A 14,861-nucleotide genomic window follows, 5' to 3' on the forward strand; every position below is an offset into this window, starting at 1 on the left:
ATGGAACCGGTTCTCGAGGTCGAAGGTGTGACGAAGACGTTTGCCGGGGTGCGCGCGCTCGACGACGTGTCGTTCGCGCTCCGGCCGGGTGAGGTGCACGCGCTGGTCGGTGAGAACGGCGCCGGCAAGTCGACGCTGATCAAGGTGCTCACCGGCGTGCACCGGCCGGACTCCGGCACGGTCCACGCGCGGGGCGCGATCTCCACGATCTACCAGGAGGTCAACCTCATCCCGCTGATGAGCGTGGCGAGCAACGTGTACCTCGGCCGCGAGCCGAGGAAGCGGTTCGGGCTCGTCGACTGGGCGCGGATGAACTCCGACGCGGCGGCACTGCTGGCGGACTATCGCATCGACACCGACGTCCGTCGTCCACTCGGGACACTCGGCGTCGGCGCCCAGCAGATGGTCGCGCTGGCGCGGGCGGTGTCGGTCGACGCGGACGTCGTGATCATGGACGAGCCGACGTCCTCTTTGGAACCGCGTGAGGTCGAGACGCTGTTCGAGGTCATCGGCAGGCTGCACGAACGCGGGATCGCGATCGTGTACGTCAGCCACCGGATGGACGAGCTGTACCGGATCTGTGACCGGGTAACGGTTTTGCGGGACGGTAAGCGTGTCCACACCGGACCGCTGGCCGACCTGCCACGGCTGGAACTCGTGTCGATGATGCTCGGCCGCAGTGTCGGCGACATCCGCAGTCACGGCGCGACCGCGTTCGAGGGCGACCACGAGGCGGGCCGGGAACCGGTGCTGCGCGCGGAGAACCTCACCAGCGGCAACCGGCTGGGAGGCGTCTCGGTGTCGATCAAACCCGGCGAGATCGTGGGGCTCGCCGGGTTGCTCGGCTCCGGCCGGACCGAGACCGCGCGGGCGATCGTCGGCGATCTGCCGCTGTCGGGCGGCACCGTGCTCGTCGGCGGAAAGCCGGTCCCGCAAGGGAATGTGGCGGCCGCGATGCGAGCGGGCGTCAGCATGCTCGCCGAAGACCGCAAGACCGAGGGGATCATCCCGCATCTGTCGGTGCGGGAGAACATCGTGCTCGCCGCGTTGCCGAAGCTGTCCCGCTTCGGCCTGGTCAGCCGGACCCGGCAGGACCGGATCGTCGACACGTTCGTGAAACGCCTGCGCATCAAGGTGTCCAGTCCCGATCAGAAGGTCTCCGAGCTCTCCGGTGGCAACCAGCAGAAAGTGCTGCTCGCCCGCTGGCTGTGCACCGAACCCAAGGTGCTGCTACTCGACGAGCCGACGCGAGGGATCGACGTCGGCGCGAAGGCGGAGGTCCAGGCGCTGATCGACGAACTCGCCCGCGACGGGCTGGCCGTCCTGCTGATCTCCTCGGAGATGGAGGAACTCCTCGACGGCGCCGACCGTCTGATCGTGCTCAAGGACGGCGCGGTGGTCGGGGAACTGGCGGGGGAGCAGCTGACCCAGGACCACGTGCTGGCCGCGATCGCTTCGGGCGGGGAAACGGAATGACCAGCACCCAGCGGAGAACAGAGGATCCGGGAAACACCATGACGGACACGGGGAAAACGGTGGACCGGACCCGGGTGGCGCGCTGGTTGCAGGAGTACGGCGTGTACGTCGCCGTCGTCGCGCTGGTGCTGTTCAACGTCGCGTTCACGGCGAACTTCCTGACCGTGGGCAACTTCCGCACCCAGCTCATCCAGGCGGCGCCGGTACTGGTGGTGGCGCTCGGGATGGCACTGGTGATCGGCACCGAAGGCGTCGATCTCTCGGTGGGCGCGGTGATGGCCCTGTCGGCCGCGCTGGTCCCGCTGTACCTCGGGGCCGGGACACTGCCCGCGGTCGCCATCGCCCTCGCGGCGGGTCTCGCCGCCGGTGCGCTCAACGGTGTGCTAGTGGCCAAAGTCGGCATTCAACCGATCGTCGCCACCTTGGCCTTACTGGTCGGCGGGCGCGGTCTCGCGCTCGTGCTCGCCGACGGCCAGCTCATCCAGCTGCACGATCCGGGGTTCCTCGCGCTGGGCACCGGCGAGCTGCTCGGGATCCCGGTGAGCGTGCTCATCGCGGGTGTGCTGGCCGTGCTGGTGGCGGCGCTGGTCGGGAAGACGGCGTTCGGCAGGCGGCTGGTTGCGATCGGCGGCAACCGGCGGGCGAGCGTGCTGGCCGGACTGCCGGTGAACCGTGTCCTCATCGGCGTCTACGCGATCTGCGGGCTCCTCGCCGCGCTTGCCGGGGTGCTCTCCACCGCGCGTCTCGGAGCCGGTGACCCCGCGGACGCCGGGTTGCTGATGGAACTCTCGGCGATAACCGCGGTCGTCGTCGGCGGCACCCCGCTGACCGGCGGACGCGTCCGCATCCTCGGCACGGTGATGGGCGTCCTGCTCATGCAGCTCGTCCGCGCCACGCTCATCAAGCACAACCTGCCGGATTCGACCGCGCAGATGATCCAGGCCGCGATCATCGTCGGCGCGGTGTACGTCGCACGGGAACGGAGCAGCCGATGACCGCGGCGCCCACACTGGCCGGTCAGGACTCCACCCGGCGTGAGCTGATGACCGGAGTGCTCCAGAAACAGGGCGCGGCGATCGCGCTGGTGCTCATGGTCGCGGTGGCATGGTTGTTGTTCCCGCGCTTCGGCAGCCTGGACAACCTGCGCGACATCGCCTTGCAGAGTTCGTTCCTCGCGATCATCGCGCTCGGGATGACCTTCGTGATCATCACCGGCGGCATCGACCTGTCGGTGGGTTCGGTCTACGCGCTCGGCGGGGTCCTCGCGGCCTATGGATCGCAGTGGGGGTTCCTCGTCGCGTTGCTGCTGCCACTGGCGGTGTGCGGGCTGATCGGCCTGATCAACGGGCTGCTCGTCGCGAAAACCGGGATGGCGCCGTTCATCGTCACGCTGGCGACGTTGCTGTTCGCGCGTGGCCTGTTGCTCGCGATCACTTCCGAAGGCGCGACGACGTACAAGATCCCGGAGGGCGAGGCGTTCGTCGAACTCGGCCGCGGCACGATGTTCGGCTTCGGCTATCCGGTGTTCATCGCCGCTGCCCTGTGCCTGATCGGCGGGCTCATGCTGCGACGGACCCGGTTCGGGCAGTCGGTGTTCGCCACCGGCGGCTCGGAGCAGTCCGCGAAACTGATGGGACTGCCGGTCGCGCGCACGAAGGTCACCGTCTACGTGATGAGCGGTGTCCTTTCCGGGCTCGCGGGCGCGCTCACCGCGGCCTACCTGCAATCCGGCGTCACGGTGATCGGGGTCGGCCTCGAACTGGACGCCATCTCCGTCGTCGTCATCGGGGGCACCCTGCTGACCGGCGGGATGGGCACGATTCTCGGAACTGTCATCGGCGTTGGCATCCGAACGGTCATCCAGAACGTCATCAACCAGATAGGAACTCTCGACAGCAACTACCAGTCGGTGGTCAGCGGTGCGTTCCTGCTGGTGGTCGTTGTTCTGCAGCGGTCGCTGGCCCGCACGACCACCCGGAGATAGGGAGCTCGCATGCACCGAAGAACCGCACGCGCCCTGAGCATCGTGGCCGGTCTGCTGACCGCCGCGGCGACGCTGGTCCCGGTCGCCCTAGCTGCGCCCGTCCCGCTCCCGACACCGTGGACGGACCAGGTCTCGCCGTCGAACGCGCTGCCCGAGTACCCGCGCCCGCAACTGGTGCGCTCGGAATGGCTGAACCTCAACGGCACCTGGGGCTTCACCGGCGCGCCGAACCTGAACTCGCCGCCGATCGGCAGACCGCTGAGCGAGAACGTTCTCGTGCCTTACCCGATCGAGTCGATGCTTTCGGGGATCAAACGGCATGAGGACAACATGTTCTACCGCCGCACCTTCACCGTTCCGTCCACTTGGGACAGTCGAAGGGTGAAGCTCAACTTCGGCGCCGTCACCTGGGAAACCAGGGTCTGGGTCAACGGGACGTCGATCGGGAGCCACACCGGCGGTTTCGACGCCTTCTCGTTCGACATCACCCCGGCGCTGAAGGCGGGGGAGAACGAGATCGTCGTGGGCGTCGCGTCGCCAGTCGACGGCAGCCGCTATCCGGTCGGGAAGCAGCGCAAGACGCCCAGCGGGATCTTCTACACGGCGGCGTCCGGGATCTGGCAGACCGTGTGGCTCGAACCGGTCCGGGCGGAGCACATCACCCGGCTCGACACCACTCCCGACGTCCCCGGCGGCGCGCTCGATCTCGTCGTCCAGGGCACGGCAGGGCAGCAGACGACCGCCGAGGTGCTCTCGGGCGGGCAGGTGGTCGGCACCGCGACCGGCGCCGTCGGGTCCCACCTGCGGATCCCGGTGCCGAACGCGCGCTTGTGGTCGCCGGACGATCCGTTCCTCTACGACCTGCGCGTCCGGCTGCCCGGCGGCGACGTCGTCACCGGGTACTTCGGCATGCGGTCGCTGGGCAAGGCGATGGTCGGCGGCGTGATGCGGCCGCTGCTCAACGGGAAGTTCGTCTTCCAGCTGGGCACTTTGGACCAGGGATACTGGCCCGACGGCATCTACACCGCGCCCACCGACGAAGCCCTGCGGTTCGACCTCGAACGCCAGAAAGCCTTGGGCTTCAACATGGTCCGCAAGCACATCAAGGTCGAGCCCGCGCGCTGGTTCTACCACGCCGACCGGCTCGGGCTGATGGTCTGGCAGGACATGCCGTCACTCGACTCGATCGACGAAGTCCCCAATGGACACACGAACTACGAGTCCGAACTGCGGCGGATGATCGACCAGCACAAGGGCATCACGTCGATCGTGCAGTGGGTCCCGTTCAACGAGGGCTGGGGAGAGTACGACGCCGGGCGCATCGTCGACCTCGTCCGCTCGATCGACAACACGCGGCTGATCAACCACAACTCGGGTTCCAACTGCTGCGTATCCGATCCGGATCCCGGCAACGGTGACGTGATCGACGACCACGCGTACCAGGTCTCGACCGGGACGAGGCCGCCGGACGCGCGGCGGGTCGCGGTGCTGGGGGAGTACGGCGGTCTCGGCAGACGCGTCGTCGGCCACGAATGGGAGCCGGGCAAGGGTTTCGCGTACGGCGCGCTGTACCCGGACGAGACGTCGCTGACGAACCGGTACGTGGAGATCACCAAGCAGGTCGGGCGGTTCGTGCACGGGCGCGGGCTTTCCGCGTCGGTCTACACCGAGCCGTACGACGTGGAGAACGAGGTCAACGGCTTCTACACCTACGACCGCCGGGTGCTGAAGATGACCGAGGCGCGGGTGCGCGAGATCAACCAGAAGGTGCTCGCCATCGCCAAGGGCACCGAGGTCGGCCGGGGCGAGGCGGTTTCGCTGCGGGTCACCACGGCCGGGTACACAGATCGCTACCTGCGGCACCAGGACGACTTCGCCAGGACCGACGTCCTTGGCGAGGGCAGCGCGGACGTCGCCAAGAAGGACGCGACGTTCTGGGTCCGGCAGGGCCTTGCCGACGCGTCGTGCCTGTCGTTCGAGTCGCGGAACTACCCCGGGCACTTCCTGCGGCACGCGTCGTCGCGGATCCGCAAGGACGCGAACGACGGTTCGGCCCTCTTCGCCGCGGACGCGACCTTCTGCGCGAGGGAAGGCGCCGGCGGTACCGCGCTGGAGTCGTTCAACCAGCGTGGCGCGTACCTCCGCCATTACGCCGAGACCGTCTATCTCGCGCGCAGCGGCGGCACGAACCCCTGGGACACGCCGTCGAGCTTCGCGGCGGACACGACGTGGGCGGTTTCGGTCCCGCTGTGGCGCAGTGGCGCCGACCTGCCGCTGGATCAGGCGCGGTCGTTCAAGGTGACCACGCCGGGCTTCACCGATCGCTTCCTGCGGCACCGTGACGGCCTCGCGCGGACGGACGTCGTCAACGGCTCCAGCGCGGCACTGCTGAAGGCGGACGCGACGTTCGTCGTCCGGCGGGGTCTCGCGGACCCGTCGTGCTACTCGCTGGAGGCGCGGAACCATCCGGGCCAGTTCCTGCGGCACGCGGACTTCCGGGTGCGGCTCGGCGGGAACGACAACACCGACCTGTTCCGGAAGGACGCGACGTTCTGCGCCCAGCCCGGCTCCGGCGGGGTGCGGCTGGCGTCGGTGAACGAACTGGGCACGAACATGCGGCACTACGCCGAGGAGGTCTTCGTCGCCACCAGCGGCGGTGGCCACCCGTTCGACAACCCGGTCTCGTACGACCAGGACGTCACTTGGGCGGTCTCGGCGGCCTGGGCTCCGTAGGTGCCGTCAGGGTGTGTCGCGAAAGCCACTTTCAGGACATCCGATGTCCTGAAAGTGGCTTTCGCGACACACCGGTCAGCCGCAGCTCACCACCGCATATGCCCCGGAGCTGCTGTTCTCGGATATGACGGTGCCCTCACCGCGGCTGATCCGGCATGAGATGGTGCCGCCGCCGGCGTTCTGCGCATTCATGTTGATGCCCAAGGTGTCACCTTCGGCATCGACGGTCTTCGACCACTTCTTTCCCCGGACGTTCGTCTCCTGGGAAATATTGAAGCCGGGCTTCATATAGGTGACTGACGAGATGCCCACGCCGGTGGTAGTGACGCTGTAGGTGATCTTCCGTGCCTTGAGTGCGGCTTCCTCGTCGGCCTTCCGCTGGGTGACCACGGCTTCTGAGGACTTCCGTTCGGATTCCGACGAGCGGCTGGCGGACTCGGCGAACGAACGCGACACGGATTCCCTCGCGGCCTCCGCCGCGGAGCTCACCGACGCCGCGACCGCAGGATCCGTGGTGGTCACGGCAGGCGCGCTGGTCAGCGTCACGCCGGCAGTCGCAGCGCGTCCAGAGCTCTTCGGGTCACCCCAGTTGGCGATCACCGCGATCAGGACGACGGCCATGGCGACTCCGGCGATCCAGGGCCACTTCTTTCGTTTCGACGGCTCCGTAGCAGGCGGCATTGTGGGCGGAAAGCTCATCGGCGTGGCTCTTTTCGTGCTCAGCGCCTCCCGTGGACGCCCTCTACGACCGAATCGCGCGCATCGTGACCACGGTTACCTTGAGCATCGAAAACAGGCTGAAAGTCCCTGATCGGCGCTCACTGCCTAGGGCCGAAAGGCCCACCTCGCGAGTAGACCACTACTTGCGAGCCATTCCTTCGGTCCCCAAGAGCCCCGCCGGATACTCCCGGTAACCTTGCCTCCATGACCGGCCCGGACGTACCTCTCTCCTTCAAGCTCGCGTACGTCCCCGGCGTGACGCCCTCGAAGTGGGTCCGGATCTGGAACGAGCGGTCGCCCGGCGTCCCGCTCGGCCTCGTCCAGACGACCGCCGCCGAAGCCGCCGCGCTGGTCCGGGAGCGCGAGGTGGACGCCGTCCTGCTGAGGCTCCCGATCGACCGCGAGGGACTGCACGCGATCCCGCTCTACACCGAGACGACCGTGGTCATCGTGCCCAAGGATCACCTGGTCGCCGCTGCGGACGAGGTCTCCGTCGACGACATCGCCGACGACGTCGTGCTGCACCCGCTCGACGACACACTGGACTGGGAGCGGCCGCCCGGGAAACCCGCGCTGGAGCGCCCGGCCACCACGGCGGACGCCGTCGAACTGGTCGCTGCCGGCGTCGGGCTCCTCGTCGTCCCGCAGTCCCTCGCGCGGCTGCATCACCGGCGCGATCTGACCTACCGCCCGATCTCCGGCACTCCGGAATCCGGTGTCGCGCTGTCCTGGCTGGAGGACGAGACCACCGACCTGATGGAGCAGTTCATCGGGATCGTCCGCGGCCGGACCGTCAACAGCACCCGTGGCCGTCAGCAGCCCCAGGAGAAACCGGCGAAGAGCAAGCGCCCCCAGACCGGCGGCCGGAAGCCGCCGTCCGGGAAGACGGCCGGGCAGCGCGGCGCCCCCAAACGCGGGAAGCCCCGCCGCAGGAGCTAGCTCTCGCTGCGAGCGGCCTTCGCCCGCGCCTCCTCCTTGCGGACCTCGGCCTGGGTTTCGCGCTCCCGCTGGAGCCAGTCGGGGTTGTCCGTCTTGACCGCGTCGATCTGCTCCGTGGTGAGGGCGTCGGTGATGCCGCCCCGCGACAGGCCGCTGATGGAGATGCCCAGCTTCGCCGCGATGACCGGCCGCGGGTGCGGACCGTTGCGGCGAAGGTCCCGCAACCACTCGGGCGGCTCGGCCTGCAACGCGTTCAGTTCGTCGCGGGAGACGACACCCTCCTGGAACTCCGCCGGGGTGGCCTCGAGGTACACACCCAGCTTCTTCGCCGCTGTCGCGGGCTTCATGGTTTGAGGGGTTTTCTGCGACGTCATTCCCTCAGGGTAACGAGCGCCCCGGACGCCGCCGATCACGCCCGGTGATCGGCTTCCCCGGTGTCTTCGAGAAGGTTCGGGAGCGGGCGCCGGGGTCGGGGCCTTGCAGCGACAAGCCCGCCTCATGCCCGGCCAACCAGGCGTCGAGCGCCTGCTGCCCGACGAAGTCCGGCACCACGGTCATGGTTCTTCACCCACGACCAGGATACCGTCAGGCGCCTTTCTCCGGGAGGGTCACGACACCGAATCCGGCGAGCACTCCGACGACGGCGACCGCGGTGAGGATCAGCCAGGCGACCGGATGCCCGAGGTTGAGCGTCCAGTACGTCCCGACCCGCCGGTGTACCAGCAGCGCCGGGTCGTTCCGGTTCAGGTAGACCATCCCGGCCGCGTGCCAGTAGCGGTCGTCGTCGCGCTGTTCGTACCGGGTCTCCGCTTCATCGCCGGTGGGGGACAGCCGGTGACCGGCGTCGCCCGCCCGGACGGAGAAGACGATCCACGCGATGAAGGCGGCGGCGAGGGGGAGGTAGGCCACGATCGTGACCGGCACCGTCGTCTCGAAGACCTTCCACAGTTGCAGCGAGACGACGAGCAGTGTCGCGTTGACGCAGCCGGCGGAGATCAGCAGCAGGCTGAGCACGCCGTGCAGGTACTCCCGGTACCGCGACGCCGACGCCGCCGGTTGCGCGGCGTCGATCTCCGGGCGGGCCCTGGCGATCGCGACGGTCAGGAGCGAGACCAGCACGACGACCAGAACTTGCGCGAGGACCGTCGAGAAGGCCGCGGTGTCCTCGAACAGGCCGATGACCGCCGTGACGACGGCCAGCAGCACCGACGGCACCAGGAGGCTCCACTGTGGACGAACCGGGTCCGAGCGAAGCGAAGTGTCGGTGGCGACCGCTTGCCGCGTCCCGGCGTACCAGCCGCCGTCCCGTTTCGCGGTGACGATCGAGCGGTGCGCCAGGGTCCCCAGCAGCGAGTAGGCCACGATGAGGGCGATCAGGACGACGTCGGGCCCAAACCAGTCGAAGAGAACAGCCGCGCAGGCGATCAGGGCGGCCGCCACGATTCCCTGGTGGTAGCGACGGCGCACGAGGGCGATGACGGGTTCGCCGGTGCGCCCGGCCGGGATCCGGACGCCGAACGGGAGCGTCGGCCGCGCCAGTGCGGGCGCCGACAGGAAGACGGCCGCGGTGCACCCGATCAGGGCGAGGCGCAGCCAAACCGGGCCGGTCATCGCCGCGCGTTCACGGCGAAGGAGTCCAGCACGGTCTCGCACCGGCCTGACACCTCGCGCGGGCCCAAACCGAGCGCGACGGCCTCGGCGAGCAAGGTACGCAGCCGTTCCTGCCACTCGTCCGCGTAACCGTCCTCCGCCGGTCCGGACGCCGCGTCGCGCCGGACGACGGCGCCGGTCTTGCGGTTGATCCGGATGAATCCCTGGGTCCGCAGCAGGTCGTAGGCCTTGTTGACGGTATGGAAGTTGATCCCGAGGTCGGCGCCGAGTTGCCGGGTGGAGGGCAGGGCGCTGCCCTCGGTCAGCACGCCGTCGGCGACGGCTTCGACGACCCGGTCGCGGATCTGCTGGTAGATCGGCACCTCGCTGTCGAGGTCGAGAGTCAGCAACACCCGGCAAGGATATCTGCTATACACTTGCTATAACAACTACATCAGCTAGCTATCGAAGACAGGTGGTCAGGATGGCGAAGATCGACATCGCCGGTGGCGAGGTGCGCGTGAGGTTCTCGGACTGGGAGCGACTGGCGGTCTGGCGTCGCGAAGTCGTCGTTCCGGTGGCCGCGATCAAGGACGTCGAATATGTGGAAGAGCCGGTGAGTCGGGCCCGCGGTGGACGCGCCGGGGTGCTGATCAGTGGCGTGCTGAAGGTGGGTTTCTGGGGGCTGGGGACGGGAGTCCGGCAGCTGGTGTCGGTCCGCAGGGGAGTGCCGGCGCTGCGGGTCGGGGTCGACCGCGCCGCCGGGCTGCCCTTCGACGAGGTGCTGATCAGCGTGCGGAACGCGGCGGAACTCGCCGACGCGCTCGCGCCCAGCGTCGTCTAGAGGTAGTCGAAGAACCGGTCCCACCACGACGGCGGCCGGTCGGGCGGATAGAGGCCGTCGAATCCGCTGATCCCGGTGTACTTGGTCCACAGTGGATGTTCGGAGACGGGCAGGTAGCCGAGTGCTTCCAGCTCGTCTTCGACCCGTCTTCGGTCCTTGACCGGGAAGAACTCCTGTTCCTCGTCCTCGTCGTAACTTCCGGGATTTCCCAGTGTCACCACGGCGAGGCCGCCGAAATTGCTGATCGTGACCGTCAGATGGTCCGGCGCGGCCGTCGCGCTCGCCGGGATCTCGATCCTGCCGAGATGGCTGGCGTCCTGGACGTGCCGGTCGACCTCGCAGGAGCAGTCGAATCGCCGATCGAGCCGCTCGGCCAGCCGCTCGAAGCGCGCGCGTGCCGCTGGTCCGTCGAAATCGTGCGGCACCTCCCAGTGGCCGGGTTCGTCCAGTTCTCGCAGCATTGCCCAGGTCTGCTGTTCGTCGAGGGGCATCGTCGCCTCCCGGCCTCGGGTGGTCTAGTCCACTTACCGAACTGACCTTAACCAGCCTCATCCCGCGCGGACAATGGTGGGACGAATTCTGGTCGGAAATAAATTCCCTACGAATAGGGGTAGCGGGAGCGCTACCGATGATTCGGGGGTTGCCGATGTTGATCCAGTTGAAGAGAAGGAGTGCGAATGACGGTACGCAAAGGCGTCGTGGTCCTGACGGTGGCGGGGCTGTTGGGTGCCGCGTGGACCACCGCGGCGGACGCGGCGCCTGCCAAGGGAACGGAGCTGCGAAACAGCCTCGACTCGTTGGTGCGTCAGGAGAAGTTCCCAGCCGCGCTGGTTTCCGTGACCGGCAGGGGGCGTACGACGTCGCTGGTCGCGGGGTCCTCGCGGCTCGATCGCCAGGTCCCCGTCCCGCGTGACGGCGCGGTGCGGGCGGGGAGTAACACCAAGACGTTCACCGCGGTCGTGGTCCTGCAGCTGGTGGCCGAGGGCAAGGTGGAACTGGACGCGCCGATCGAGAAGTACCTCCCCGGAATCGTGCGAGGGGAGGACACCGACGCCACCAAGATCACCATCCGGCACCTGCTGCAGCACACCAGCGGGCTGCCGAACTACACCGAACACATCGGGCTGCAGGACTTGGAGAAGGCGCAGCACCGGTACTTCCCGAACCACGAACTGCTCGCGGCGGCGTTGAGCCACCCGGCGAAGTTCGCACCCGGCACCAAATGGGAGTACAGCAACACCAATTACCTGTTGGCGGGCATGGTCATCGAGAAGGTGACCGGACGCCCGATCCACGAACAGATCACCGAACGCGTGATCAAGAAGGCTGGCCTCAAGAACACCTACTGGCCGCGGGTCGGCGACCAGACCATCCAGGGGCGGCACCCGCGGGCTTACGCGACCGCCAGCGTCACCACCGGCAAGGTGATCGACGTGACCGAGATGGATCCCTCCTGGGCCGGGGCCGCCGGTCAGCTGATCTCGACACCCAGCGACCTCGGCAAGTTCTTCCGTGTCCTGCTCGAAGGAAAGCTGGTGCCCGCCGCGCACTTGGCCGAGATGCGGAAGACGGTCGACGTGCCCTTGTCCTCCGGGACGAAATACGGTCTCGGCCTGATGAGCAACCCGCTGAGCTGCGGCGGGGTGTACTGGGGACACGGCGGGGACATCCCGGGGTTCGAGACCCGCGGCGGAGCAACGGAAGACGGCCGCACCGTCGGGCTCGCGGTCACCGCGGTGCCGGGGACCTTCGGTGATGCCGTACGCGGCTCCAAGGCCGTGATGGCCACGGTGGACACCGCGTTCTGCAAGTGACCGACGATGGCCCGCCCACGACACTGTGGACGGGCCATCGCTCGATCCGCTGTCACGCGGCGATCGGGCGCCGGGCGGCAGCAGTCTTCACCGGGTCACGGCGCGGGATGCGGCGGACGGCAGTTCTGCCGCGGCAGCGCGTGCGAACCGTTGGTGTACACACCGTCCGCGATCGTGTCCTCCATGATGGAGCGGTGATCGGTGGGACGGGCCCACTGGTAGCAAAGGTGCTGGGCGAAATACCCGCCAGGGGCTTCGAAGGTGTCGAAGTGGCAGACACCGTCGGTCTCGATGCAGTAGCGGATGAAGGGGATACCGCCGAAATCGGTGCGGCCGGGCCCGAACGACACATAGCCGCCGAACGGCGACGGTGCACCGGTGCCAGGAGGGAGTACCGCGCTGATCCCGCGTCCCGGCGGACCGACGGGCTGCATCGGGTCGGCGAAGATCTTCGCCCTGAACCGCGACTTGTCCACGGCGAGCCTGCCGTCGGCGATGTCGTTCAGCACCAGGTTCGCGACCAGCGCGCCCTGCGAGTAGCCGACGACGGTGAACTCCGCGCCGGGGTTCTCGTCGAAGGAGCTCTGGACGACGCGGCGGGCTTCTTCGTGCCCGCGAGCGACGCTCTGGTCCATCGGCGTCTGGTCGCAGTTGGGTGCGCCGGCGGCCCCTGCCGGGTAATGGACCACCTTCCGGATCCCGCCCCGCAACCAGGCGTCGTTGTACACGGTCGCGGCCCCGTCGCAGGTGCCGCCGATGAGGATGTAGTAACGCGCCTGGTCGGCCTGCTCGGCCTGGGCCGACGGCGCGATGGCGCCGATCAGCCCGGTGGCCAGCGCGGCCGCCGCCAGGATCCCCCTGAGTTTCTTCACATTCATCAATCCCTTCCGTTCGACTACGGTGCGTGTCGGAACGTTAGGGATGCGTCATGAAATTTTGATGAAACCCGCCGTCAGGGCCAACGAACTGCGCCGAACGGCCCTAGTGGTCACCATCGGAAGTCCTTCGGGGGTCTCGACGGCCCAGGTTTCCGCTGGACGCACGGCCCGAGTACAACACCGGTACGAGGATCTCGCGGCCGCACGCCCAGCGGAAACCTGGATCCGCCGGATACCCCCGAAGGACATCCGATGGCAACCACTAGCGGTGCGACAGCACGTTGACCACGTGGCCGCCGGGATCGCGGACGAAGAACCGCCGGACGCCCCACTCCTCGTCGGTCAGTTCGTGCACGATCTCCGCACCGGAGGCCTTGGCCGCGGCGTACCGCGCGTCGACGTCGTCGACCTCGATCGACGCGACCGGCACGACGGGCGCGGTCTCGTCATGGGTCATCAGGCTCAGCTGCACCTCCGGCCGATCCGGGTCCGCCAGCGTCACGATCCAGCCCTGGTCCATCACGACCTCGAAGCCGAGCACCTGGACGTAGAAGGCTTTCGCCTGCTCAAGTGACTGGGTCTCGAGGTCGGGGACCACTCTCTTGATCGTCATGCGCCGATACTGGCACAGGGGTCCGACACTTCCGGGGGAGCAGGAGCGGCGTCGCGAGCATGAGGACACCGGCGACGCCGACCGCGGCACGCGGACCGGTGAACGCGGCGAGCAGGCCCCACAGCGCGGTCAGGGTCGCCGTGGAGAGCTTGCCCGCGATCGACCAGGCCGACAGCGTGCGCGCCGCGCGGTCGGTGGGCACCTGTTCGAGCCTGCTGGTGGCGAGCACCGGGTTGAACACGCCGATACAGGTGATCAGCGCGAATTCGACGACGATGACCAGGATCAGCCCCGAAACACCGGGATGGATGAAGACCAGCCCGACGGGCCAGCAGACACGCAGCCAGCCGGAGACGAAGAGGACCCTGTCCCGGCCGAACCGGGGCACCACCCTCCGGGAAAGCCTCGCCCCGATCAGTCCACCGAGACAGGGCACGGCGAAAGCGACCGCGTACTCCAACGGCGTGAAGCCGAGCTGTCCGAGCATCAGGACGGCGACCAGCGGAGCGGTCGCCATGATCAGGCCGTTGACCACGATCGTGTTGACGAACAGGGGCCGCAACGTCGGATGGGTGAGGATGAACCGCCAGCCTTCCCGCAGGTCGCGGCCGCTCAGCCGGGGGCCTTCCGGTTTCGCGGGTGCCGGTTCCGAGCCGCCGACGGCACGGATCCCGGCCGCCGACAGCAGGTAGCTGAACGCGTCGGCGGCGACCGTGATCACCGGCCCGAACAGGCCGACGGCGAAACCGCCGAGCGGCGGGCCGAGCACCGTCGCGGTCCAGGTGGTGGACTCGAACCGGGCGTTCGCGACGAGCAGATCCTCCTGGGGCACCAGCGATTTCAGGAACGCACCGCTGGCGGCAAGGAACGTGATGTCGGCCGCCGCGACGATCACCGACACGGCGAGAAGCTGGCCGAAACCGAGCAGCCCCAGCGCGTACGCCACCGGGACGGTCAGCAGTGCCCCGCAGCGGACCAGGTCCATCGCGATCATCACCGGCCGCTTGCGGCGGAACTCGACCCAAGGGCCGAGCGGCAGCGCGACCACCGCGCCAACGACGAGTCCGGCGGCCGCGAGCAGCGAGACCTCGGTCGTGCCCGCCCCCAGCGTCACGATGGCGATGAGGCTGAACGCGTCGAACGCGAAGCGGGTGCCGAAAGCACTGGCCGCGTACGCCGCCCAAAGCCAGCCGAACCGTCGCCCCAGCGATCTCCCACCCACCCGCGAGATCAAAGCAAGCCGGGACCCCGAAGTCGAACAACGGGTCGT

16 protein-coding genes are annotated in these 14,861 nt (G+C 68.3%); 7 read left to right on the top strand and 9 right to left on the bottom strand.

What is annotated here, in order from left to right; all coding sequences use genetic code 11:
• Genes ACLARN_RS14930 through ACLARN_RS14945 form a run of 4 tightly spaced genes read left to right on the top strand, consistent with a single transcriptional unit; the run spans window position 1 to window position 6,193 of the window.
• On the top strand, window positions 1–1,476 hold the full coding sequence (locus ACLARN_RS14930) for a sugar ABC transporter ATP-binding protein (RefSeq protein ID WP_409491980.1): 1,476 nt from the start codon (window positions 1–3) through the stop codon (window positions 1,474–1,476).
• Between the two features lie 38 nt (window positions 1,477–1,514).
• Window positions 1,515–2,471, top strand: coding sequence for an ABC transporter permease (locus tag ACLARN_RS14935; protein WP_409491981.1), 957 nt, complete (start codon window positions 1,515–1,517; stop codon window positions 2,469–2,471).
• Complete coding sequence (locus ACLARN_RS14940) at window positions 2,468–3,460, top strand: ABC transporter permease (protein WP_409491982.1); 993 nt, start codon at window positions 2,468–2,470, stop codon at window positions 3,458–3,460. Before ACLARN_RS14935 ends, ACLARN_RS14940 begins: the two co-directional genes overlap by 4 nt.
• Before the next feature lie 9 nt (window positions 3,461–3,469).
• A complete protein-coding gene (locus tag ACLARN_RS14945) occupies window positions 3,470–6,193 on the top strand; it encodes an AbfB domain-containing protein (protein ID WP_409491983.1) in 2,724 nt (907 codons plus the stop codon).
• 75 nt (window positions 6,194–6,268) lie between these two features.
• On the opposite strand, the gene ACLARN_RS14950 is transcribed toward ACLARN_RS14945, so the two are convergent.
• Window positions 6,269–6,814: an MmpS family transport accessory protein gene (locus ACLARN_RS14950; protein ID WP_409491984.1), complete on the bottom strand. Its 546-nt coding sequence runs from the start codon at window positions 6,812–6,814 to the stop codon at window positions 6,269–6,271.
• 303 nt (window positions 6,815–7,117) lie between these two features.
• On the opposite strand from ACLARN_RS14950, the gene ACLARN_RS14955 reads away from it, so the two are divergent.
• Entirely contained in the window at window positions 7,118–7,852 is a 735-nt protein-coding gene (locus ACLARN_RS14955) for a LysR family substrate-binding domain-containing protein (protein WP_409491985.1), read from the top strand.
• Here ACLARN_RS14955 and ACLARN_RS14960 read toward each other — a convergent pair.
• The 4 genes from ACLARN_RS14960 to ACLARN_RS14975 are packed head-to-tail and all read right to left on the bottom strand — an operon-like array spanning window position 7,849 to window position 9,855.
• On the bottom strand, window positions 7,849–8,199 hold the full coding sequence (locus ACLARN_RS14960) for a DUF5997 family protein (RefSeq protein ID WP_409492160.1): 351 nt from the start codon (window positions 8,197–8,199) through the stop codon (window positions 7,849–7,851). The genes ACLARN_RS14955 and ACLARN_RS14960 overlap by 4 nt on opposite strands.
• A 31-nt stretch (window positions 8,200–8,230) precedes the next feature.
• On the bottom strand, window positions 8,231–8,410 hold the full coding sequence (locus tag ACLARN_RS14965; protein ID WP_409491986.1) for a hypothetical protein: 180 nt from the start codon (window positions 8,408–8,410) through the stop codon (window positions 8,231–8,233).
• A gap of 27 nt (window positions 8,411–8,437) precedes the next feature.
• Window positions 8,438–9,505 (bottom strand): DUF1648 domain-containing protein, encoded by a 1,068-nt coding sequence (locus ACLARN_RS14970; RefSeq protein ID WP_409491987.1) that lies wholly within the window; start codon window positions 9,503–9,505, stop codon window positions 8,438–8,440.
• The gene (locus ACLARN_RS14975; RefSeq protein WP_409491988.1) at window positions 9,460–9,855 is read right to left on the bottom strand and encodes a GntR family transcriptional regulator; all 396 of its coding nucleotides are present in this window, start codon (window positions 9,853–9,855) and stop codon (window positions 9,460–9,462) included. Before ACLARN_RS14975 ends, ACLARN_RS14970 begins: the two co-directional genes overlap by 46 nt.
• Window positions 9,856–9,926: 71 nt before the next feature.
• Between ACLARN_RS14975 and ACLARN_RS14980 the strand changes: the two genes are divergently transcribed.
• The gene (locus ACLARN_RS14980; protein ID WP_409491989.1) at window positions 9,927–10,286 is read left to right on the top strand and encodes a hypothetical protein; all 360 of its coding nucleotides are present in this window, start codon (window positions 9,927–9,929) and stop codon (window positions 10,284–10,286) included.
• Here the strand turns inward: ACLARN_RS14980 and ACLARN_RS14985 are convergent.
• Window positions 10,283–10,777 (bottom strand): hypothetical protein, encoded by a 495-nt coding sequence (locus ACLARN_RS14985; RefSeq protein WP_409491990.1) that lies wholly within the window; start codon window positions 10,775–10,777, stop codon window positions 10,283–10,285. The two genes, ACLARN_RS14980 and ACLARN_RS14985, sit on opposite strands and share 4 nt — an antisense overlap.
• A gap of 186 nt (window positions 10,778–10,963) precedes the next feature.
• Between ACLARN_RS14985 and ACLARN_RS14990 the strand changes: the two genes are divergently transcribed.
• Window positions 10,964–12,100 carry a serine hydrolase domain-containing protein gene (locus tag ACLARN_RS14990; protein ID WP_409491991.1) on the top strand — a complete coding sequence of 379 codons (1,137 nt, stop codon included), beginning with the start codon at window positions 10,964–10,966 and terminating at the stop codon, window positions 12,098–12,100.
• 95 nt (window positions 12,101–12,195) lie between these two features.
• On the opposite strand, the gene ACLARN_RS14995 is transcribed toward ACLARN_RS14990, so the two are convergent.
• The 3 genes from ACLARN_RS14995 to ACLARN_RS15005 form a co-directional block, all read right to left on the bottom strand.
• Window positions 12,196–12,978, bottom strand: a complete 783-nt coding sequence (locus ACLARN_RS14995; protein WP_409491992.1) for a PE-PPE domain-containing protein — start codon at window positions 12,976–12,978, stop codon at window positions 12,196–12,198.
• Between the two features lie 262 nt (window positions 12,979–13,240).
• The gene (locus ACLARN_RS15000) at window positions 13,241–13,591 is read right to left on the bottom strand and encodes a VOC family protein (protein WP_409491993.1); all 351 of its coding nucleotides are present in this window, start codon (window positions 13,589–13,591) and stop codon (window positions 13,241–13,243) included.
• Entirely contained in the window at window positions 13,545–14,813 is a 1,269-nt protein-coding gene (locus tag ACLARN_RS15005) for an MFS transporter (protein WP_409491994.1), read from the bottom strand. The genes ACLARN_RS15000 and ACLARN_RS15005 overlap by 47 nt, the downstream gene beginning before the upstream one ends.
• Window positions 14,814–14,861: the final 48 nt, after the last annotated feature.

Origin of the sequence: Amycolatopsis sp. cmx-11-12, from assembly GCF_046269425.1 — a bacterium.
GTDB lineage: Bacteria > Actinomycetota > Actinomycetes > Mycobacteriales > Pseudonocardiaceae > Amycolatopsis.

Excerpts from the sequence above, each read along its gene's own strand:
- ACLARN_RS14930 (WP_409491980.1), top strand. The coding sequence starts at position 1 with ATGGAACCGGTTCTCGAGGTCGAAGGTGTGACGAAGACGTTTGCCGGG.
- ACLARN_RS14935 (WP_409491981.1), top strand. The coding sequence starts at position 1,515 with ATGACGGACACGGGGAAAACGGTGGACCGGACCCGGGTGGCGCGCTGG.
- ACLARN_RS14940 (WP_409491982.1), top strand. The coding sequence starts at position 2,468 with ATGACCGCGGCGCCCACACTGGCCGGTCAGGACTCCACCCGGCGTGAG.
- ACLARN_RS14945 (WP_409491983.1), top strand. The coding sequence starts at position 3,470 with ATGCACCGAAGAACCGCACGCGCCCTGAGCATCGTGGCCGGTCTGCTG.
- ACLARN_RS14950 (WP_409491984.1), bottom strand. The coding sequence starts at position 6,814 with ATGGCCGTCGTCCTGATCGCGGTGATCGCCAACTGGGGTGACCCGAAG.
- ACLARN_RS14955 (WP_409491985.1), top strand. The coding sequence starts at position 7,118 with ATGACCGGCCCGGACGTACCTCTCTCCTTCAAGCTCGCGTACGTCCCC.
- ACLARN_RS14960 (WP_409492160.1), bottom strand. The coding sequence starts at position 8,199 with ATGAAGCCCGCGACAGCGGCGAAGAAGCTGGGTGTGTACCTCGAGGCC.
- ACLARN_RS14965 (WP_409491986.1), bottom strand. The coding sequence starts at position 8,410 with ATGACCGTGGTGCCGGACTTCGTCGGGCAGCAGGCGCTCGACGCCTGG.
- ACLARN_RS14980 (WP_409491989.1), top strand. The coding sequence starts at position 9,927 with ATGGCGAAGATCGACATCGCCGGTGGCGAGGTGCGCGTGAGGTTCTCG.
- ACLARN_RS14985 (WP_409491990.1), bottom strand. The coding sequence starts at position 10,777 with ATGCCCCTCGACGAACAGCAGACCTGGGCAATGCTGCGAGAACTGGAC.
- ACLARN_RS14990 (WP_409491991.1), top strand. The coding sequence starts at position 10,964 with ATGACGGTACGCAAAGGCGTCGTGGTCCTGACGGTGGCGGGGCTGTTG.
- ACLARN_RS14995 (WP_409491992.1), bottom strand. The coding sequence starts at position 12,978 with ATGAATGTGAAGAAACTCAGGGGGATCCTGGCGGCGGCCGCGCTGGCC.
- ACLARN_RS15000 (WP_409491993.1), bottom strand. The coding sequence starts at position 13,591 with ATGACGATCAAGAGAGTGGTCCCCGACCTCGAGACCCAGTCACTTGAG.